The sequence below is a fragment of the Massilia sp. UMI-21 genome (assembly GCA_015277795.1).
Taxonomy (GTDB): Bacteria; Pseudomonadota; Gammaproteobacteria; order Burkholderiales; family Burkholderiaceae_D; genus Telluria.
Map to the genome: position 1 here is coordinate 3,658,966 of CP063848.1, position 21,264 is coordinate 3,680,229.

Sequence of the window (21,264 nt, forward strand, 5' to 3'; positions counted from 1 at the left end):
GGGCCTGCCTTACTTGGCCAGCGCCACCTGCGGCTCGCCGAACACCAGGTTGCCCCCGCGCACCCGCACCGGGATGGTGTCCTTCGGCCCGAAGCGGCCGGCCAGGATGTCCTTCGACAGCGGATTCTCGATCTGCTGCTGGATCGCGCGCTTGAGCGGGCGCGCGCCATACACCGGGTCGTAGCCCGCTTCCGCGATCTTCTGCAGGGCTTCCTCGTCGATGTCGAGCGTCATGTCCATCTTGGCCAGGCGCTGCTCCAGGTTGTGCAGCTGGATCTTCGCGATCGCGCCGATGTTCTTCTCGTCGAGCGCATGGAACACCACGATCTCGTCGATGCGGTTGATGAACTCGGGGCGGAAATGCCCGCGCACCTCGGCCATCACGGCCAGCTTCACCACGCCCGGCTCGTCGGTGTCCATCGACTGGATCTTGTGCGAGCCCAGGTTCGAGGTCATCACGATCACGGTGTTCTTGAAGTCCACGGTGCGGCCCTGGCCGTCGGTCATGCGGCCGTCGTCCAGCGCCTGCAGCAAGACGTTGAACACGTCCGGGTGCGCCTTCTCGATCTCATCGAGCAGGATCACGCTGTAGGGTTTGCGGCGCACCGCTTCGGTCAGGTAGCCGCCCTCCTCGTAGCCCACGTAGCCCGGTGGCGCGCCGATCAGCCTGGCGACCGAGTGCTTCTCCATGAACTCGCTCATGTCGATGCGGACCAGGGCGTCCTCGGTGTCGAACAGGAAGTTCGCCAATGCCTTGCACAGCTCGGTCTTGCCGACCCCGGTCGGGCCCAGGAACATGAACGAGCCGTACGGCCGGTTCGGGTCGGACAGGCCGGCGCGCGAGCGGCGGATCGCGTCCGACACCGCTTCGATGGCTTCGTCCTGGCCCACCACCCGCTCGTGCAGTTTTTCCTCGATATGCAGCAGCTTCTCGCGCTCGCCCTGCATCATGCGCGAGACTGGAATGCCGGTGGCGCGCGCCACCACCTCGGCGATCTCCTCGGCCCCGACCTGGGTGCGCAGCAGCTTGGGTTTGGCGGCGTCGCCATCGGCGCCGGCGGCGGCTTCCTCGGCCGTCTTCAGGTGGGCTTCGAGCTCCGGCAGGCGGCCATACGACAGCTCGGACATGCGGCTGTAGTCGCTCTGGCGCTTGGCTTCCTCGATCTGGTGGCGCACCCGCTCGATCTCTTCCTTGATGTGCGCGGTGCCCTGCACGGCGGCCTTCTCGGCCTTGAGGATCTCCTCGTAGTCGTTGTACTCGCGTTCCAGGCGCGCGATCTCCTCGCCGAGCAGCTCCAGGCGGCGCAGCGAGCCTTCGTCGGTTTCCTTGCGCACGGCTTCGCGTTCGATTTTGAGCTGGATCAGGCGGCGCTCGAGCTTGTCCATCACTTCCGGCTTGGAGTCGATCTCGATCTTGATCTTCGAGGCCGCTTCGTCGATCAGGTCGATCGCCTTGTCCGGCAGGAAACGGTCGCTGATGTAGCGGTGCGACAGCTCGGCCGCGGCGATGATGGCCGGGTCGGTGATCTCGACCTTGTGGTGCAGCTCATATTTTTCCTGCAGGCCGCGCAGGATGGCGATGGTCGCCTCCACGCTCGGTTCGTCGACCATGATCTTCTGGAAGCGGCGCTCCAGCGCGGCGTCCTTCTCGACGTACTTGCGGTACTCGTCCAGGGTGGTGGCGCCGACGCAGTGCAGTTCGCCGCGCGCCAGCGCGGGCTTGAGCATGTTGCCGGCGTCCATCGCGCCTTCGGCCTTGCCGGCGCCCACCATGGTGTGGATCTCGTCGATGAAGACGATGGTCTGGCCCTCGTCCTGGGCCAGTTCCTTCAGCACGGTCTTGAGGCGCTCCTCGAACTCGCCACGGTACTTGGCGCCGGCCAGCAGCGCCGCCATGTCGAGCGAGAGCACGCGCTTGCCCTTGAGCGAATCGGGCACCTCGCCGTTGACGATGCGCTGCGCCAGGCCTTCGACGATGGCGGTCTTGCCCACGCCCGGCTCGCCGATCAGGACCGGGTTGTTCTTGGAACGGCGCTGCAGCACCTGGATCGCGCGGCGGATCTCGTCGTCGCGGCCGATCACCGGGTCGAGCTTGCCCTGGCGCGCGCGCTCGGTCAGGTCGAGGGTGTATTTTTTCAGGGCTTCACGCTGGCCTTCGGCATCCTGCGAATTCACCGACTCGCCGCCGCGCACGGCAGAGATGGCCGATTCGAGGGCCTTGCGCGCCAGTCCATGCTCGCGCGCCAGGCGGCCGGCGTCCGACTTGTCTTCGGTCAGCGCCAGCAGGACCATCTCGGAGGACAGGAACTGGTCGCCGCGCTTCTGCGACTCGCGGTCGGCCAGGTTCAACAGGGACACCAGCTCGCGCCCCACCTGCACGTCGCCGCCGGTACCCGTCACCTTGGGCAGGCGCTCGAGCGAGGACTTCAGCGCATTGGCCAGACCGCCGACATTGACGCCGGCGCGCTGCAGGAGGGACCGGGAGCCGCCGTCGTCCTGGTTCAGCAGGGCGACCAGCAGGTGGACCGGATCGATGTATTGGTTATCGTTGCCGACCGCCAGGCTCTGGGCATCCGCCAGCGCTTCCTGGAGCTTGGTCGTGAGTTTGTCTTGCCGCATGGTAGTGCTCCCTAGTAGTGTGCTTAACTGAGAAGCAAGATAGGGGCCACTGTTCGCTTTTCAAGATGTGCAATGCGCTTCCTGTCCTGCGGCAGCCGGATTCGCTCCATGCCGGACTGCGTCACGTCACTGACCCAAGCGGAGGTCCCCGCAGGCGCTACCGCTAGCCACGCAAGGCGCGCCATGTGGCGAAGCCGGCCACGCAGAACAGGATCGAACCCAGCAGGTGCAGCAGGGTGTGGAGCAGCGCCCAGCCATATTCGCCGCGCTGGAGCAGCAGCACCGACTCGCCGGAAAAACTGGAGAACGTGGTCAGGCCGCCAAGAAAACCCGTGACGGCGAACAGGCGCCATTCGGGCGACAGCGCGGGATGCGCCGTGAAGAAGCCCAGTGCCATTCCGATCAGGTAGCCGCCCAGCAGGTTGGCCGCGAGCGTGCCGAACTGCACGTAGGCGTGCAGGCTGCCCAGCCAGAGCCCCAGGGCCCAGCGCAGCCAGGCGCCGACCGCGGCACCGGTACCGACCGCCAGCCAGCTCAACGCTCAGCCCACTTGCGCTTGGCGGAATCGTCGCTGGCGCGCGCGTCGACCCAGCGCGCGCCCTCCGGCGTCTGTTCCTTTTTCCAGAATGGGGCGTCGGTCTTGAGGTAGTCCATGATGAACTCGCAGGCCGCGAAGGCCTCGCCGCGATGGGCCGCGCCGCAGGCCACCAGCACGATCTGGTCGAGCGGCGCCAGCGGGCCGACGCGGTGGATGAGCAGCACGCCGAACAGCGGCCAGCGCGCCCGGGCCTGGGCCACGATGTCTTCCAGGGCCTTTTCCGTCATGCCGGGATAGTGCTCCAGCTCCATTTCGGACACCGCCGCTCCGTCGTTCAGCTCGCGTACCGTTCCGACAAAGCTGACCACGGCGCCGACCCGGCCGTCGCCGTCGCGCAGGGCGGCCAGCTCGCGCGACAAGTCGAAGTCCGCGGCCTGCACGCGGATGTCGGTGCGCCCGTCCCCCGCAGGCGCGCTCACCGGCCATCCTTCGCATAGCGCGTGAGAAGCTGCTCGATGCGGGTTTCGGTGCGCGCGTCCGCCAACGCCGGCAGCGCCAGCAAGCTGCGCAGGTCGTCGGCGCCGCCGCCCGCGTGCCCGGGCTTTTGTCCTGCCTTCTGCCCCGCTTTCTGTCCCGGCCTGTGTCCGGACTTGAGCGAGCTTTGCAGCACCTCGACCTGCAGCTTGAGGCGCTCGCGCGCGAACTCGGCGCCGCTGTCGATACCGGCCGTGATCTCGAGCCGCAGCAGATCGTGCAGCAGGCGTTCCCGATTTGCCTCGAGCCGGCGCGCGTAGTCGGCACGACTGTCCGCATGCTCGCCCTCGAGCGCGCCGAGGGCGGCCTCGAAGCGGGCATGCAGTACCGGCTCGTAGCCACCCTCGAGCGGCAGCAGCGCATCCCAGCGCCCGCGCCAGTCGGCCGGGTTGGTGTGGGCGTCGGGATTGACGAGGGCCGCCTCCAGCGCCTGGATCAGGCGCAGCTTGTCGCGTACGGCGCCGGCCAGCGCCAGCCCGGCGGCGCGGCGCGCCAGCTCGGCATGGTGCTGCACCGCCGCCAGCGCTGCGTGGTAGCGCTTCTCGACCCGCGCCTCGTGGGCGCGCGGCACCGGCCCGATCGCCGCCCACTCGGCGGCCGCCTCGCGCAGCAGCTTGCCGGCGTTGGCCGGCGTCGCGTCAGGCGCCGCCGCTTCCAGGCGCGTCGAGATGGCTTCCTTGGCCGCCTCGTGCGCGCGGCGCTCGACGTCGGCCGCATGGGCGTGCTCCTTGCGCTGGGCAAACAGCGCGTCGCAGGCGGCGCGGAAGCGCTGCCACAACGCCTGCTCGGCCTTGCGCTCGAGCGGCAGCGCGCGCGCATGCTCCTGCCAGCGCGCCTGCAGTCCGCGCAGCGCGTCGACTGCGTACCGGTCGTGCGGATCGAGCCCCTGCGCTTCTTCGATCAATTGCTCGCGCACGCATATCTCGCCCTTGCGCTGCTCTTCCAGCGGACGCTGCAGGGTATTGAGCGCATCGCTGAACAGCCCGTCGAGGCGCTTCTTGTCCTTGCGGTCGATCGGGCCCAGGTGGCTCCAGGCGGTGCGCAGGCGCTGCACGGTGCCGGACACGTGCTTCCAGTCGGCCTCGCCCGATTCCAGGCGCGCGATCTCGGCCCGGGCTTCGTCGACCAGGGCCTGGCCGCGCGCGGCATTGGCGTGGCGTTCATCGGCCAGCTGGCGGAAGTGGGCGGCGGCCGGCGCATAGGCGGCGGTGCAGGCGGCGTCGAAGCGCTCCCACAGCGAGCGCGGGGCGGCGCCGGACAGGCTGTCGAGCGCCTTCCAGCGCTCGCGCATGCTGCCCACCTTCTTGGCCAGCTCGCCCATCGCCAGGTTCTGGCTCGGCAGCGCGTCCACCGACTTGATGAGTTCTTCACGCGAGACATTGCCGCCCCAGCGGGCCCAGTCGGACAGGCGCTTGAACTCGGCACGAACGTGATTCAGGTGCTCGAGCTGGGCCGGGCTCAGGCGCATGCCCTTGTCCTTGCTGTCTTTCAGCGACTTGTCGAGTTCGGCGGCGGTGCCAAGCGAGCCCTGTTGCAGGGCCGCTTCCATCGCATCGAGGCGCTCGAGGAAGTGCTGGTCGGCGCCCTTGTTCTGCGGCTTGTGCGTTTTCGGTGCCGACGTCGAAGCCGCGCCATCGGCGGCTGCGGCGGCCGGGCGCCGCGCATCCGGCGCCGGCTTCGGCTTGCGCAACGTGCTGCCCGCCGGCTGCGGCAGGCTTGCCAGCAAGGCGTCGAAGCGGCCCTGCAGCTGCGCGCCGGCGCCGTTGGCAGGCATGGCGGGCAGGCGCTGCCATTCCTTGCGCAGCAGCTCGGCCTTCAGTTCGGTGGCAGGCTGGGCCTCCCATTGCGCCAGCGCCGCTTCGCGCGCGCCGAGGGCTGCCCGGTCCTGTTCGATCGTGGCCAGGCTGGCCTGCAGGCGCCCCTGCTCGGCGGCGAACTCCGCCACCAGGGCGCGCGGCAGCGCGACGTGGCCCGGCGCCGCCAGGGCGGCGGCCTGCTCGCGCGCGAGACTCTCGAGGCGTTCGGCGAAGGCGGCGGCATCGAGGCCGGCGGCGTCGAGCCGGCGCAGGGCCGCCAGCCGGTCGATCATGGCGCGCTGCAGCCGCACCTGGTCTTCCAGGCGCTTGCCCAGCTCGGCACGGACGGCATCGAATTCGGTCGCCAGCGCGGGCGCGGTAATGACCGCCCATGTGCGATCGAGCTCGGCAACATGGTTCGGGGTCAATAACGCGTCGTCGAGCAGGGCCCTGGCCTGCGCCAGCGCTTCCTGGCCGCGGCGCAACTCGGCCTCGTGATGGCGGATCGCCTCCAGGCGCGAGTGCATCAGCTTGGCGACGCGGCGATCGGTGTTGCGCATCGCGGCATGCACGCGCTCGAGCTGCGGGCGGCTGTGGACCAGCTCGGCCGCCGCCAGGCGCAGTTCGGAGAATTCGGAAGCGAGGATGAAGGCGACTGCGGCGTCTTCGTCGCCGTTCAATCCCTTGAGCTGTTCAGCCTGTTGCTCGCGCGGGCTCGGCGAGCTTGCGGAAGCACCCGATGCGCGCGCCCCCGGTGCGGACTGGGCCGGCCCGGCATCGCGCGCGCCTGCCCCCTGCCCGCCGGATGGACGAGCTTGCGCTTGCTCACCGGAAGCGCCGGCCGGCTTGTCGCCACCCTGCCGCTTGAAAAGGAATTCGAACATGATGAAATCGCACTTCCAAAACCCCCATCATAGCAAAGAACCATGGTGGCGCTCGCCCGTCGCGCTCAGTGGGTGACGTAATGGGTGGCGTGATGTATGGTGCAATGCGACGCGGCGGCAGCCGTACTTTGCCGGAGGGAATTGCTGGCCGCGCTGTCCAGCTGTACCGGCCCGGACGCCCCGGACAGGTAAGCGCGGTTCTCGTTCTGCCAGGCGTCGCGGGCCAGCATCTGGTTGGCGATCGCGAACCAGACTTCGCTCGGCACATGGGTGCGCGCCAGCGGAAACAGCTCGCGCTCCTCGCGCTCCAGCCGTTCGAGCAGCAGGTTGCAGCAGCGCTCGATGGCGGCGCCGAAGCCCGGATCCTGCACCGCGGCGGCGGCATGGGCATCGGCGCGCGCCTCGATCGCCGCCAGGGTCAGGGCGTCGAGTTCCGCCAGCAAGGCGGCGCCCGCACCGGCGCGGCGCAGGGCCGGCACCACGAACTTGTCGAGCTTGCGCCAATAGCAGTTGTCGAAGGCCACGCGCAGGGCATCGCAGGCCAGTTGCAGGTCGCGCGGCGTGGGCGCGGCCTGGCGCCGGACACCCGGCTGCCAGCGCTCCAGCAGGGATTGCAGGCCGATTCGTGCGCTGGCCTGTTCGATGGACAAGGCGACCAGCGTATAGGTTGACGTCAGCATCGTGTCTCCTCTCAGGATGGCTTCGCCAGCGCGGGCCTGGCGGGGGGCCGCGAAGCGTTGGCTGGGGAAGCTTTTTTGTCGGGGTCAGGCTGGCAGGTTTTGTTATTGTGGCCAGCCGCGGGAACTCGTAGTGTAGAGAGATGCCCCCGCCGGGGTTTGAGCTGGCGCAAACCCGCCCCCGTGGACATTGGAGACTTTTTCATTGATCTGATGTCAAAACACGATTCAGCAGGCGCGGCATGGCGCACGACCCCGCACGATTGATTTCGCGCATGTATTTATTGCAATGGCGAATCAATACCACTGTAAAAATACACAGTCTTTTTGTCGGCGACAGGGTCAATCCGCGCCTCATCTACGTTATAGTGGGCGCCGACCCGACTTTCCATTCTCACCATGCGGCTGCTCCACACTTCCGACTGGCACCTGGGCCAGACCCTGCACAATTTCGACCGGACCCACGAGCATGCCTGCTTCCTCGACTGGCTCGTGGAAACGCTCGTGGCGGAACGGATCGACGTGCTCCTGATCGCCGGCGACATCTTCGACAACGCCAATCCGTCGGCCGCCGCCCACCGCCAGCTGTACCGCTTCCTGCAGCAGGCGCGCAGCCGGCTGCCGCAGCTGCAGGTGGTCGTCATTGCCGGCAACCACGATTCGCCGGGGCGGCTGGAAGCGCCCACGCCGCTGCTGGAAGCACACGGCACCGTCGTGGTCGGCAACGTCGGACGCACCCCAAGCGGCGACATCGACCTCGAACGCCTGCTGGTGCCGCTCCACGGGCGCGACGGGTCGGTAGCGGCCTGGTGCCTGGCGATTCCCTTCCTGCGCCCGGGCGACGTGCCGCGCGCGGTGCTGGACGACGCACATCCCGGGCTCGACCCCTACCTGCAGGGCACCGCCCTGCTCTACCGCCAGGCCTTCGCGCTGGCGCAGTCGCGCTGCACCGGCAACGAGGCGATCATCGCCATGGGCCACTGCCACATGGTCGACGGCCAGTCGTCCCAGGATTCCGAGCGCCGCATCGTGATCGGCGGCAGCGAGGCCCTGCCGGCCTCGATGTTCGACCCGCAAGTGGCCTACGTGGCCCTGGGCCACCTGCACCTGGCCCAGCGCGTCGGCGGCCACGAGCACCGGCGCTACAGCGGCAGCCCGCTGCCGCTGTCCTTCTCCGAGGTCGGCTACCAGCACCAGGTGCTGCGCATCGAACTCGACGGCCCGAACACGACATCGGTCACGCCGCTGTACGTGCCGCGCGCGGTGCAGCTGCTGCGCGTGCCGGCCCAGCCGGCGCCGCTCGACGAGGTGCTGGCAGCCCTGGAAGCGCTCGATCTTCCCGATACCCCGCCCGATGCACCGCCGCACCGCCAGCCCTTCCTTGAAGTGCGGGTGCTGCTCGACGGTCCCGAGCCGGGCTTGCGTACGCGCATCGAAGCGGCGCTGGACGGCAAGCCGGTGCGCCTGGCCAAGATCGAACCGACGCGCCGCCATGCCGCACCGGACAGCGCGGGCGAGGCGCTCAGCCTCGACCAGCTGGGCCAGTTGCAGCCGGACGACATCTTCCGGCGCCTGTGGACGCAGCGCTACGGCGCCGATGCGCCACCCGAACAGCTGGCCGCGTTCGCCGAGCTCAGCACCGCCCTGGGAGGCGACGCGGCATGAGGATCCTGCGCATCAGCGGCAAGAACCTGGCCTCGCTGGCCGGCGAATTCCAGGTCGACTTCGAAGCCGAACCGCTCGCCTCCAGCGGCCTGTTCGCCATCAGCGGCCCCACCGGCGCGGGAAAAAGCACCCTGCTCGACGCCCTGTGCCTGGCGCTGTACGACGCCACCCCGCGCCTGCTCAAGCGCGCCGGCAGCCAGTTGCCGGACGTCGGCGGCGACACCGTCTCGGCGCTCGACCCGCGCACCCTGCTGCGGCGCGGCGCCGCCGAAGCCTGGGCCGAGGTCGATTTCGCCGGCAACGACGACATCCGCTACCGCGCGCGCTGGAGCGTGCGCCGCGCCTACGGCAAGGCCGGCGGCGCGCTGCAGGCGGCGAAAATGACGCTGCACCGGCTGCCGGAACTGGCGCCGCTGGGCGGCACCAAGACCGAGGTCGCGGCCGAGATTGTGCAGCGCATCGGCCTGTCCTTCGAACAGTTCACGCGCGCCGTGCTGCTGGCCCAGAACGAATTCTCGGCTTTCCTCAAGACCGACGAGAACGAGCGCGGCGAACTGCTGGAGACCCTCACCGGCACCACGATTTACAGCGACATTTCACGGCGCGCCTTCGAGCGTTACCGGGCCGAGCAGGAGCGCACCCGCAATCTGGCCGCCAGGCTGGCCAACCAGGCGCCCCTGCCGCCCGACGAACGCGAGCAACTCGACGCCGAGCGCGTCAACGCCGAGCTGGCGCTGGCGGCGGTGGACGCACGCCGCGCCGCCCTCGACGGCGAACTGCGCTGGCACCAGGAAGCCGCCAAGCTCGAGCACGGCGAAACCCAGGCCGGCGCTGCGCTGGCGGCGGCACAGGCGGCGCAGCAGGAAGCAGCCGGACGGCGCCAGCGCCTGGCCACCCTCGAGGCGGTGCAGCCCGCGCGTGCGCTGGCTGCCGAGGTCCTGCGCCTGCAAGAGGAACACAAGACGGCAGCCGCGTCGACGACCAGGCTGGAAGCGGCGTTGGCCGCCTCGCTCGACGCGCGCCGCCAGGCGGTGCTCGACGTCGACGCCGCGCTGGCCGCGGCCGACGCGGCCGAAAGCAGCTTGCGCGCCGCCGCGCCCCAGCTCGACGGCGCCAAGGCGCTCGATGCGGCCATCGCCGCGCTGGCGCCATCGCATGCGCAAGCCCTGACCGCGCTGGAAGCGGCCCGCCTCGAAGCGCGCCAGGCGCGCGCCGTGCACGCAACGAAAGCAGCGGAGCACGAGGCTGCCAAGAGTCAGCGCGAGCGTGCCGCCGGCTGGCTGGCCGCCCACGCGCGGCTGGCGCCGATGGCGGCCCAGTGGCCGCGCTGGGACAAGCTGCTGGCCCAGGGCGCGCAGTCGGTGGCGGCCGACGCCGCTGCCGCCACGGCCCTGGCGACGGCGCGCCGCCAGGCGGAAGAAGCCGGCACCACCGAACAGGCCGCCATGTCGGCGCTGACCGAGGCCCATGTGCGCCTGGATGCGCTCGACAGCGCGCGGCGCGCGGCGCTGGCTGTGCTCGAGGCCGCCGACCCGCAGGCGCTGGATCACGAACGCCGGGCCCTGGATGCGCGCCGCGAACGGCTGACGACGGCCGAACGCGCATGGAACGCGCTGCTCACCACGCGCCAGGAATTCGCCGAAACCGCGGGGGAGCTCGACCGTGTGGACACGGCGCGTGCGGCCGCCGCCCGCTTGCTGGAAGAAGCACGCGCCACGGCGCCGGCCCTGCACGCGGCCATGCAGCAGGCCGAGAAATCCCTGGCCGCAGCCGAGCTCGCCTGTGCAGCGAGCGTCGAGGAATTGCGCGCCACGCTGCAAGATGCGGCCCCCTGCCCGGTGTGCGGCTCGCACCAGCATCCTTATCGCGACGACGGCCGCGAAGACATGCTGCACAACATGCTGACGAACCTGCGCAGCGAAATCGCCGCATGCCGGGCGCAGGTGCGCGACAATGAAGCGGTGCAGGCGGCCCAGGCCGCGACACTGGCCGCGTCGGGCGAGCGCGTTGCCGGACTCGAGCGTGAGCGCGCCAGCCTGCGCAAGCTGCTCGATGAACTCGAAGCGGAGTGGACGGCACAGCCGCTGGCCGCCGATGCGCCCGCCGACGCGCTGCGCACGGCATGGCTGGCCGAAGCGCGCGACGGCCTGCGCGGCGCCGCGGCGGCGCTGGATGAGCGCGGCGCGGCGCTGCGGCGCGCGGCGCAGGCACGCGACGCCGCCCAGGCCGCCTTCGACAAGGCACAGCAGGAACATGCGCGCCTGCGCCAGGCTGCCGACAGCGCGCGCGAAGCCGGCGCACGCCTGCAGGCCGACCTGCGCGCCCTGACGGTCCAGCAGGAAGCCATCGCCGCACAGCTCGCAGGGCTGCTGGCCGAACTCGACCCGGTACTGTGCGACGCCGTCGGCGACGGCTGGCAGGATGCCTGGCGCAACCAGCCGGCCGGCTGGCGCGAAGCCCGCGCCCAGGAAGCCGCACAGTGGCAGGAGCAGACCGCCGTGCTCACCCGCTGCACGGGGGTTGCCGCGACGCTCGAAGCCGAGCTGGCCGGCGCGCTCGAACGCATCGCCCAGGCCGACCGCCACGGCGCCGGGGTCGCGGCCGAATTCATCCGCATCGATACCGAGCTCACGGACAAGCGCGCCCAGCGCATGGCCTTGTGGAACGGCCGCCCGGTAGCGGAGGTGGAACAGGAACTGCAGGCCGCGGTCGGCGCCGCGCGCAATCACCTGGCAGCACGCCAGGCGGTCGCCGCCGAGACGGCCCAGCGCGAAGCCAGCGCCCGCACGGCGCTGGCCCAGCTGGGCGCCCACATCGCCACGCTCGATAGTGCCGGTGCGAAAGCGTCTTCCGCCCTCGCCGACTGGCTGGAAGACTACCGCAAGTCGGCCTTCGTCAAGGGACTCGACCCGGTCGAGGATACGGCCGAACTCGGCCGCCTGCTGGCGGTCGGCGGCAGCTGGATGGCCCAGGAACGCACGGCACTGGGCGCGCTCGACGCCGGGGCGACCGGCGCCGGCGCGGTGCTGGCCGAACGCCGCGCCCAGCGCGTGCTGCACGACGAAGGCAGGCCGGAAAGCGGCCTGGCTGCCGACACGGTGGCCGCCGCCGTCGACACCCTCACGGCAGAGCGGCGCGCCGCCCACGACCTGGCCACCGAATTGCGCATGCGCGCCGGGCAGGACGATACCCGGCGGATGCAGGCGCAGGCGGTCATTGCCGATGTCGAGCGCCAGCAGCTGGAAGAGCAGCGCTGGGGCAAGCTGTCGGAACTGATCGGTTCGAGCGACGGCAAGAAGTTCCGCAACTATGCGCAGCAGTTCACGCTCGACGTGCTGCTCGGCTACGCCAATGCCCACCTCGGCCAGCTGGCGCGGCGCTACCGCCTGGAGCGCGTCAGCCACAACGGCGCGCCCTCGCTGGCCTTGATGGTGCGCGACCAGGACATGGGCGGCGAAGTACGCTCGGTCAATTCCCTGTCCGGCGGCGAATCCTTCCTGGTGTCGCTGGCGCTGGCGCTCGGCCTGGCCTCGCTGTCCTCGAATCGGGTGCGGGTGGAGTCGCTGTTCATCGACGAGGGCTTCGGCAGCCTCGACACCGAGACCCTGGGCGTGGCGATGGACGCGCTCGATGCGCTGCAGTCGCTCGGCCGCAAGGTGGGCGTGATCTCGCACGTGCAGGAGATGACCGAACGGATCGCCACCAAGGTGCTGGTGCGCCCGGGCGGCGGCGGCAGCAGCGCGGTGGTGGTCGAGTAGGCGCCCCCGCACAACACACGCCGACGGAACGCCGGCGCGGTGATGAACATCGGGGTGCTATCGCCTGTTCAAGCGCGATGTCGCGCACGCTGCCCCTAGGCGCTGACCGGCCGCAAGGACGGCGCGGGCGGACGGATGGCGCCTGCATCGGCGCCCTGCGCCAGCGCTTCTCGCCGGCCGGACAAGGCATTCCGGATCAGCTGCACGGTCTCGCCGGGCGCATCCCAATGCGGAAAATGCCCGCAGCGCTCGAACCAGTGGAGCTGCGCATCCGGGAACGCGGCCAGCGCCCGCCAGGCCTGGCGCGGGAAGCAGACCCGGTCGCGGCGCCCCCAGCCGATGATGAGCGGATGCGCCATGCTGTGGCGCGGGGCGCCCTGCTGTTCTTCGCCATAGGCAAGCTCGGCCAGCAGTTCGTCGAAGGCCGGCGCCGCGACATAGCTGCACAGTTCCCTGCTCACGATGCCCGGGTCCAGCCTGGTCGGCCGGGCACTGAACTGGGCCAGCAACAGGGCACGCCCAATGGCCGTGTTGCATAGCGAGGGCAGTGCCGGACGCAGCAGGCGCAACAGACGGATCGAGAGGTAGATCGAGCTGAAGAAAGCGTGGCGCTCCCAGCCGCGCCAGAAGCCGCCCGGGTTGAGCGCTACCGCGCCGCCGACGACCCCGCCGCGACGCGCCAGTTCCAGCACCAGGCGCGCGCCCATCGAACTGCCCACCGCGTCGATACCGGCCAGGCCGTGGTCATGGACGAAGCTTGTTACCGCATCGGCCAGGCTCCGGATCGAGGTTTCGCCGCGCAGGCGCGGTGTCCGGCCGAAGCCGGGCAGGTCCACGGCAATCACTTCGCGGGTCGCGGCGAGATCGTCCAGGATCGGTTCCCAACTCTGCCAATGGCCGCCGAGGCCGTGTATCAGGAGCAGCGGTTTCCCGGTGCCGCAACGGATATGATGCATATCGACCTCTCCTTCCAATAATCATGCCTTGGAAGGGTAGCCGAACTGCCGTGCGCTGCGCGTTCCTTAGAGATGAGCAATGCCGGGCGTGTCGTTCAAAGCAGCCCGTCCGATTGGCCGTTTGAGACGAATAGGCCGAATTACTTAGCGTAAATGCTTACCGTACGGTCCGCATTTGGCCGACGGCGGCCGTCTAGCTCAAGCATAGCAGGTCTCCAGGGGCGAAAAATCGCTCTCTGTCACGAAGGACCGGAACCGACCCAGCCTGTGTAAAAACACAGGACCGTGTAAACGAACCCGGCTGGGTTAACGTTGAGGGAGTATCTCATCACCGGGGTGTTAAATGAAGCGCTTTATCGAAGGCGAAGACCGTGGGCAAGGCACGCTACTGCCAGAGCACCTGGATGACTACGTCACCGAAAACAACCCGGTTCGGGTGGTCGACGTATTCGTCGATGAGCTTGACCTGGCCAGTCTGGGTTTTGCGCGGGTGATACCTGCAAAGACTGGCAGGCCAGCGTACCACCCGGCTGTACTACTCAAGCTCTACATCTACGGCTACCTGAACCGCATCCAGTCGAGCCGCAGGCTCGAGCGCGAAGCGCAGCGCAACGTCGAGCTGATGTTGCTGACCAGGCGCCTGACCCCGGACTTCAAGACGATAGCGAACTTCCGCAAGGACAACGGCAAAGCCATTCGTAATGTCTGCAGGCAGTTCGTCGTCTTGTGCCAGCAGCTGGATCTGTTCTCGGATGCAGTGGTGGCGATCGACGGCAGCAAGTTCAAGGCCGTCAACAGCAGCGACCGCAACTTCACTGACGCCAAGCTCAAGCGCAGGATGACGGAGATCGAAGCGAACATCAGCCGCTACCTGACAGAACTCGACACGGCAGACCGGCAGGAGCCGGCTACTGCACAAGCGAAAAGCGTTCGCCTGAACGACAAGATCGCAGCGTTGAAATCACAAATGGCTACGCTCAAGGAAATCGAAGCGAAGCTGGAAAAGACTGGAGAAACGCAGATCTCGCTCACCGATCCGGATTCTCGCTCGATGATGACGCGCGGCTCAGGCATCGTTGGCTATAACGTGCAAACAGCGGTCGATGCCAAACACCATTTGATTGTCGAGCACGAGGTCACTAACAATGGCAGCGACCGCGATCAATTGTCCGGCATGGCCAAGAAGGCCCGCGCAGCGATCGGTACGGCGACGTTGACAGCGATTGCCGACCGAGGCTACTTCAAGGGCGAGGAAATCCTGGCCTGTCATGAGGCGGGCATACGTGCTTTGGTGCCGCCTACGAAAACTTCCGGGGCCAAGGCCGATGGCCGGTTCGACAAGGCCGACTTCATCTACGATTCCGAAAAGAACGAGTACCGCTGCCCGGCTGGCGAAGCCTTGATATGGCGATTTTCCAGCGTCGAAAAAGGCATGACGAATCACCGCTACTGGAGCTCGAACTGCAAGGGCTGCCCGCTCAAGGACAAGTGCACGCCGAGCACTCAGCGGCGCGTGACGCGCTGGGAACATCAGGATGTGCTCGACGACATGCAGGCACGTCTTGAACAGACGCCCGACGCCATGCGCATCCGGCGTTCAACCGTCGAGCATCCCTATGCCACGATCAAGGCATGGATGGGATCCACACACTTTCTAACGAAAGGCCTGGAACGTGTGAAGATCGAAATGAGCTTGCATGTGCTGGCTTACAACTTTAGTCGTTTGCTCGCGCTGCTTGGCATGCAGGGAATGCTGGCGGCGATTAGGGCGTATGCCCGTTTTCTGCCGCCAATCGGGCTGTTTGGAGCGTTCTTGCTGCTGGTCTTGCCGAGGACTGGAAAACGGGGCGGCCAAGGCTATGGCGCTTCTATAAGCTTTTGGATAGGCCGTGAGCCGTACTATTCGGCTTACGGATCCAGTTAATGAGTTTTTACACAGGCTGGGCCGATCTCGGACGTTCGGCCCAGCATAGCAGGTTGCCCGATTGGAAAAATTCAGGGACGGTCACGACCGGCTGCAATCGACCCGAAGGAGACGAACGCGAACCGCTGCATAAGCGCCTCAGTTTGCACTTCAAATTACGACCGCATCCTTCGGTGCTCACCAACCCCGACGCCAATCGGTTCTATCACAATCCGACTGGAGAAATCTGCCGCGACTACCTCTACTGGTGCACGAGCGTCATTGAGCCGATACTTCTGAATCAGCTCGAACGCGGCAGGTTTTCCGACGTAAGAGCAGTCTTTGGCGTTTGCGTAAACGATAACATCTTGGGTGGTGATGTACTCGTCAATTAGCTGGATAACCAAATCGCGATCAAGTTCGTCGCTTCTCATGAGATGTCGGTAGCCATCGGCATCCGAGACACCAAAATAGCAAAGCTTCCTCATCAGCGAGTGAATTTCACGTGGCGTCATGCATCGTATCCGGAATCTCTTCGTTTGCTGATCTCACGTCCGCTCCTGGCCCGGTTGCAGACATCAGCTTGGCCCAGTGTAGGGTGCTGTTGCCCGCAGCGCAAGTAATGGATTGCCATAAGCCGTGAAGCCCGTAAAGCCGTCTGGCGTCACCATTCACGCAAGCATGCCGGCGCTCCGCCGGGCGGCCTGCCCCGGCCGCCCGGCCCTCCGGTACAATGCGCCCTTTGCTCCAATACCTGTCCAACACCACCATGAAACCCGCCCGCTTCCTCACCTTCAAATGCGCCAAGTGCGCGAAACCCGTCAAGGTCACCCTGCAGAAGGTCTCGGCCTGCTCGCACATCCAGCCTTACCTGGGCGTCTGCGAATGCGGCGAACCCAAGCGCCATGCCACCGGCAGCCCGGACGCGGTCAAGTCCTACCTCGAATCGGCCGACGGCAACTGGCAGCACCATCACTGATGAGCCATCCAATGGCTGACATCGTCTGGGTCGAGGGCGGCACGGAACATCGCGCGCAGTGGCGCTCCGAGAGCGGCTGGCCGGTGCCGAAGAAGGTGGTCGTCGCCGACGACACCATGAACGCCGACACCGCCTACCGGCTGGCGCTGGACGGCACCGCCCTGCTCTGGCGCGGCGACTTCCAGAACGCGCGCCAGCTCTTGAGCGCGCTGGTGCGCCGGATCGAGCACAAGAGCGAGCGCGCGCGCCGCGCCAAGGCTAAGGGGGCGGCCACAGCCGCCGCCACGCCGGCCGAACTGTTCCACCGCCACCGCCTGCAGCAGCTGCAGCGCGCCCGCACCCTGGCCATGCTCCTGATGCCGTTCGAGGCCGACCACACGATACCGCTGCGCCGCGCGCCAGACGTGCGTGACGCCTGCGCCGAAGCTTACGGCCCTGCGCAGGCCCCGTACGTCGCCTCGCTGCGCGAACTGCTGGGCCTGATCGGGGCGCACGAATGGCGCCGCAAGGGTGTGCGCATCCCCGCCCTCGATGCGAATATCCACCCGTGGTACGGCGTGTTCTCGCCGGTGCGCGGCGAATACGTCGAGCTGGTGGCGCAGGCGCCGCTGCCCCGCGGGGCGGGGCTGGCCTTCGACATCGGCGCCGGCACCGGCGTGCTGTCGGCGGTGCTGGCGCGCCGTGGCGTCGGGCGCGTGCTGGCCACCGACATGGATCCGCGTGCGCTCGGTTGCGCGCGCGAGAACATCGCCCGCCTCGGCCTGTCGGCGCAAGTCGACGTTGTCGAGGCCGACCTGTTCCCCGAAGGACGGGCGCCGCTGGTGGTGTGCAACCCGCCCTGGCTGCCCGGCAAGCCCAGTTCGGCCATCGAGTACGCGATCTACGACCCGGACAGCCGCATGCTCAAGGGCTTCCTGGCTGGCCTGGCAGCGCACCTGGCGCCGGGTGGCGAAGGCTGGCTGATCCTGTCGGACCTGGCCGAGCACCTGGGCTTGCGCTCGCGTGAGCAGTTACTTGGCTGGATCAGCGATGCCGGGCTGGACGTGGTGGCGCGCCACGATGTGCGTCCGACGCACGCCAAGGCAAGCGACCCCGACGATCCGCTGCATGCGGCGCGTTCGCGTGAAGTCACCTCGCTGTGGCGGCTGCGGGCGGCCGCCTGAACGGCTCACCGGCGGGCGCAATCAATTCCCTGATTGCGCCCGCCGCCGATCCGCGCTATAATATTTTCCTCAGACGCGGGGTGGAGCAGTCTGGCAGCTCGTCGGGCTCATAACCCGAAGGTCACAGGTTCAAATCCTGTCCCCGCAACCAAATACCGATCAAAAGCCCGACTCTTGCAGCCGGGCTTTTGTTTTCTGCGGCCAGCCTCGGCAGGACAGCAGAAGCAGCGAATAATCAGCTGATGAGAGACAAGAAAGACAACGCGACAATCGACCTGCCAGGCTTCGAGCCTGCCGCACCGCTTGACCCCGTTGTCGAACCGAAGCGCGCCGCGCCGCGTGCGCGCCGTACCGGGCTGAAGCAAGAGCAGCTGGAACTGCTCGGCGAAACCGACACCACCGGCCTGCCAGTCTGGCGCCGCGACGACAATCTCGACCTGACCGGCCTGCCGGTCTGGGCGCCGGCCTCAGCGTAGTCCGCTCAGGGCCAACCTTTCTGGCTGGACTAGCATGCAAAACCAACCCTTCACTTCGCTGCCGCTGGCGCCGCGTTTCCTCGCCAACCTCGCCACCCTCGGCTACCACGGGATGACGCCGATCCAGGCCGCCGCGCTGCCGGCCGTGCTCGAGGGGCGCGACCTGATCGCGCAGGCCAAGACCGGCAGCGGCAAGACCGCCGCCTTCGGCATCGGCGTGTTGCACAAGCTCAATCCCGCCTGGTTCGCGGTGCAGGGCCTGGTGCTGTGCCCGACGCGCGAGCTGGCCGACCAGGTCGCGAACGAATTGCGGCGCCTGGCGCGCGGCGTCGGCAACGTCAAGATCCTGACCCTGACCGGAGGCGTGGCCATGCGTCCGCAGATCGCCTCGCTCGAACACGGCGCCCATATCGTGGTCGGCACCCCGGGCCGCATCCGCGACCACCTCGGCCGCGCCACCATCGACCTGTCGAAGGTCCAGACCCTGGTGCTGGACGAAGCCGACCGCATGACCGACATGGGCTTCTACGACGAGATCGCCGGCATCGTCAGCGCCTGCCCGCAGCGTCGCCAGACCCTGCTGTTCTCGGCCACCTATCCGGACGACATCCGCTTCGCCACCGCCGGCTTCCTGCGCGATCCGCTCGAAGTCGCGGTCGAAAGCCAGCACAGCGCCGAGAAGATCGAACAGCGCTTCTACGAGATCGGTTTCGAAGGGCGTGACGAAGCAGTGGCGCGGCTGCTCAAGCATCACCAGCCGGTCTCCACCCTCGCCTTCTGCAACACCAAGGCCCATTGCCGCGAACTGGCCGATCACCTGCGCGAACAGGGCTTCTCGGCGCTGGCGCTGTACGGCGAACTGGAACAATGGGAGCGCGACGAGATCCTGGTGCTGTTCGCCAACCGCAGCTGCTCGGTGCTGGTCGCTACCGACGTCGCCGCGCGCGGCCTCGACATCGCCAACCTCGACACCGTGATCAATGCCGACGTGTCGAAGGATCCGGAAGTGCACGTGCACCGCATCGGCCGCACCGGCCGCGGGAGCGAGAGCGGCCTGGCGCTCACCCTGTGCGCGCCCAACGAAAAGAAATGGGTGCGCCTGATCGAGGAATACCAGGACGTGTCGGCCGAATGGCGGCAACTCGACGAACTGGGCGAGCAGCTCGACGCGGCTGCGCCGGCCCCGATGCTGACCCTGCACATCGCCGGCGGCAAGAAAGCCAAGCTGCGTCCGGGCGACATCCTGGGCGCCCTGACGGGCGACGCCGGCCTGGACAAGCAACAGGTAGGCAAGATCAATGTCACCGAGTTCGCCAGCTACGTGGCGCTCGACCGCCAGGTCGCGCACGCGGCGGTGGCGAAACTGAGCGACCGCCAGGCGCCGGGCCCCGAATTCGGCGCCATCAAGGGGCGCTATTTCAAGATGCGCTTCCTCGACGTATAAGCTGAACGGCCGAGTTGTAAAGGAATTGTAACAGCGGCGCACGCTTGGCTCAGCAGCACCGCCGGCGCGCCAAATCTGGCATTATTTGTCAAAAGACAAATACCGCACCGGGGCATCCAGGACACATTCCTGCGTGTCGCGGCGCGGCTTGACGCCATGATGACCAGCACACCCGTAACCCAGCAACAGCAAACCGACGGCCGGACCGTGCGCGAGGTGGTCGAGTTCAACCAGGAACTCGTCAACGAAGTCTGGTGCCGGCGCATCTTCCGCCAGATCCTGCAGTCGCTCGAACTGCAGTACGCCATGCAGATGCCGAATCGCCCCATCAGTCCCGACACGGTGCTGGTGCTCGACTCGGGCGATCCGATGCTGCTGCCCTCCCCGGAAGTCGGCGCGGCCTGGTCGGAAGCCGGCGACCTGTACGACCTGGCTGCCGTGGTCCACTACGCCATTACCCGCGAACACCCGCCCGCCGCCCCGCTGCAAGGCCGCCCCCTGGGCGAGGACTACAGCGACAGTTTCGTGAGCGCCGTCGACCACTGCCTGGCGCCCGACCCGCAACAGCGCCCCCGCACCATCGAACAGTTGCGCAACCTGCTCGGCATCGTGCCGCTCGGGCCGGCTGTGCCGCCGCAGGCGGCCCAGCAGATGCAGGCGGCCCAGCAGGTGCAGGCGGCCCAGCCGGTGCAGTCCGCATACCTGCCGCTGCCCGCGTCCGAGGCGTCCCTGGTCAAGGAACCGGGCCACGGCGACGAACAGGGAAAGCTGAAACGCTGGTTGATGCTGGCGGCCGCGGCCACCGTACTGATGGTGGCGCTCGGCGCCCTGCTGGCCTTGCTGCACCAGGCCGATTCACGCGACACGGTCATGCTGGCCCTGCCCGACGACGCGCCCGCTGCCCGGGACATCCCCGCCGCCGGCGTGCCGGCAAGCGGCGCAGCCCGTCCGGACGGGCTGGCGGCCGGCGAACTGCCGGGCTGGGCGTCAGGCACAATGCCGCCGGACAGCGCGCAGGCCATCGCGGCTGCGGACCAGGCCCTGCCGCAGCAGCCATTGCCGGCCGCCGCCGCCGCCGGCGCCAGCTACAAGCTGCTCATCAAGCCCTGGGCCATGGTCACGGTGGACGGCGTCGAGCGTGGACCGAGTCCGCCGCTCAAGCACCTGAACCTGGCGCCGGGACAGCACACGATCCGCATCGTCAACCCGAATTTCCCCGAGCACACCGTGACGCTCAATGCCGTCAAGGGCGCGTCCTCGGTGATCGAACTGGATTTTACCGAGGAGGAAACGCCATGAGCCGGCTGGTTCGACGTGTCCGGCAGCAGGGCCTGCGCGTGCGCACCCTGTGCGCCCTGAGCACGCTGCTGTTGCTGGGCGGCTGCGCGCAGATGCAGCCGCAATTCGATGCCCTGTTCGGCGAACGCCAGGCGGCGCGCCCCCATCCGCGTGCCGAGGACCGCCTGCGCCCCCGTCCCGAACGCAGCGAGCGGCCCACGCCGCGCCCCGAGCGCCCGGAGCGCGCAGAGCGCCCGGCATCGGACCGCGACGACATCGCCCTGCGCGAAGGCATCGCCCTGTATCACGATGGAGAATTCAATGCCGCCATCAAGCGCCTGCGCTCCAGCGACATGCGCGGCGGCTCGCTGCGCAACCGCGTCACTGCCCTCAAGTACCTGGCTTTCAGCTATTGCGTCACGAACCGGCCGGCTCCCTGCCGCCAGGCCTTCGAACGCGCCCTGCGCCTGGATGCCGCGTTCGACCTGACGCCCGGCGAACAGGGCCACCCGCTGTGGGGGCCGCAGTTCGACAAGGCCAGGCAGGCAAGCGCGCGCGACGGTGCCAAGTCCGCCTCGCGCTGAGCCCTTCCCC

The 21,264-nt window shown here is 68.2% G+C and carries 15 protein-coding genes, 1 tRNA gene and 1 pseudogene; 10 read left to right on the forward strand and 7 right to left on the reverse strand.

Going from position 1 to position 21,264, the window contains the following annotated elements; all coding sequences use genetic code 11:
• Positions 1-9: 9 nt before the first annotated feature.
• From clpB to IM543_16060, 5 genes are all read right to left on the reverse strand, one after another.
• Positions 10-2,619, reverse strand: coding sequence for an ATP-dependent chaperone ClpB (clpB, locus tag IM543_16040; protein QOY93079.1), 2,610 nt, complete (start codon positions 2,617-2,619; stop codon positions 10-12).
• A gap of 163 nt (positions 2,620-2,782) precedes the next feature.
• A complete protein-coding gene (crcB, locus tag IM543_16045) occupies positions 2,783-3,157 on the reverse strand; it encodes a fluoride efflux transporter CrcB (GenBank protein ID QOY93080.1) in 375 nt (124 codons plus the stop codon).
• Positions 3,154-3,603: a molybdopterin synthase catalytic subunit MoaE gene (gene moaE, locus IM543_16050; protein QOY96720.1), complete on the reverse strand. Its 450-nt coding sequence runs from the start codon at positions 3,601-3,603 to the stop codon at positions 3,154-3,156. Before moaE ends, crcB begins: the two co-directional genes overlap by 4 nt.
• A 29-nt stretch (positions 3,604-3,632) precedes the next feature.
• Entirely contained in the window at positions 3,633-6,371 is a 2,739-nt protein-coding gene (locus tag IM543_16055; protein QOY93081.1) for a DUF349 domain-containing protein, read from the reverse strand.
• 65 nt (positions 6,372-6,436) lie between these two features.
• Positions 6,437-7,051 (reverse strand): hypothetical protein, encoded by a 615-nt coding sequence (locus IM543_16060; protein QOY93082.1) that lies wholly within the window; start codon positions 7,049-7,051, stop codon positions 6,437-6,439.
• Between the two features lie 396 nt (positions 7,052-7,447).
• On the opposite strand from IM543_16060, the gene IM543_16065 reads away from it, so the two are divergent.
• Complete coding sequence (locus IM543_16065) at positions 7,448-8,713, forward strand: exonuclease SbcCD subunit D C-terminal domain-containing protein (protein ID QOY93083.1); 1,266 nt, start codon at positions 7,448-7,450, stop codon at positions 8,711-8,713.
• Positions 8,710-12,471 (forward strand): AAA family ATPase, encoded by a 3,762-nt coding sequence (locus tag IM543_16070; GenBank protein QOY93084.1) that lies wholly within the window; start codon positions 8,710-8,712, stop codon positions 12,469-12,471. Before IM543_16065 ends, IM543_16070 begins: the two co-directional genes overlap by 4 nt.
• A 95-nt stretch (positions 12,472-12,566) precedes the next feature.
• On the opposite strand, the gene IM543_16075 is transcribed toward IM543_16070, so the two are convergent.
• Positions 12,567-13,427 (reverse strand): alpha/beta fold hydrolase, encoded by an 861-nt coding sequence (locus tag IM543_16075; GenBank protein QOY93085.1) that lies wholly within the window; start codon positions 13,425-13,427, stop codon positions 12,567-12,569.
• Positions 13,428-13,770: 343 nt separating this feature from the next.
• On the opposite strand from IM543_16075, the pseudogene IM543_16080 reads away from it, so the two are divergent.
• Positions 13,771-15,198, forward strand: a pseudogene (locus IM543_16080) (IS1182 family transposase).
• Between the two features lie 308 nt (positions 15,199-15,506).
• Here IM543_16080 and IM543_16085 read toward each other — a convergent pair.
• Positions 15,507-15,845: a hypothetical protein gene (locus IM543_16085; GenBank protein QOY93086.1), complete on the reverse strand. Its 339-nt coding sequence runs from the start codon at positions 15,843-15,845 to the stop codon at positions 15,507-15,509.
• A 254-nt stretch (positions 15,846-16,099) separates the two neighbouring features.
• Between IM543_16085 and IM543_16090 the strand changes: the two genes are divergently transcribed.
• From IM543_16090 to IM543_16120, 7 genes are all read left to right on the forward strand, one after another.
• Positions 16,100-16,309, forward strand: a complete 210-nt coding sequence (locus tag IM543_16090; GenBank protein ID QOY93087.1) for a hypothetical protein — start codon at positions 16,100-16,102, stop codon at positions 16,307-16,309.
• An 11-nt stretch (positions 16,310-16,320) separates the two neighbouring features.
• Positions 16,321-17,472, forward strand: a complete 1,152-nt coding sequence (locus IM543_16095) for a class I SAM-dependent methyltransferase (GenBank protein ID QOY93088.1) — start codon at positions 16,321-16,323, stop codon at positions 17,470-17,472.
• A gap of 74 nt (positions 17,473-17,546) precedes the next feature.
• Positions 17,547-17,623: transfer RNA gene (locus IM543_16100), tRNA-Met, on the forward strand.
• 91 nt (positions 17,624-17,714) lie between these two features.
• Positions 17,715-17,948, forward strand: a complete 234-nt coding sequence (locus IM543_16105; protein QOY93089.1) for a hypothetical protein — start codon at positions 17,715-17,717, stop codon at positions 17,946-17,948.
• 34 nt (positions 17,949-17,982) lie between these two features.
• On the forward strand, positions 17,983-19,392 hold the full coding sequence (gene dbpA / locus IM543_16110) for an ATP-dependent RNA helicase DbpA (protein QOY93090.1): 1,410 nt from the start codon (positions 17,983-17,985) through the stop codon (positions 19,390-19,392).
• Positions 19,393-19,548: 156 nt separating this feature from the next.
• Positions 19,549-20,691: a hypothetical protein gene (locus tag IM543_16115; protein ID QOY93091.1), complete on the forward strand. Its 1,143-nt coding sequence runs from the start codon at positions 19,549-19,551 to the stop codon at positions 20,689-20,691.
• The gene (locus IM543_16120; protein ID QOY93092.1) at positions 20,688-21,254 is read left to right on the forward strand and encodes a TssQ family T6SS-associated lipoprotein; all 567 of its coding nucleotides are present in this window, start codon (positions 20,688-20,690) and stop codon (positions 21,252-21,254) included. Before IM543_16115 ends, IM543_16120 begins: the two co-directional genes overlap by 4 nt.
• The last annotated feature ends 10 nt before the right edge of the window (positions 21,255-21,264 follow it).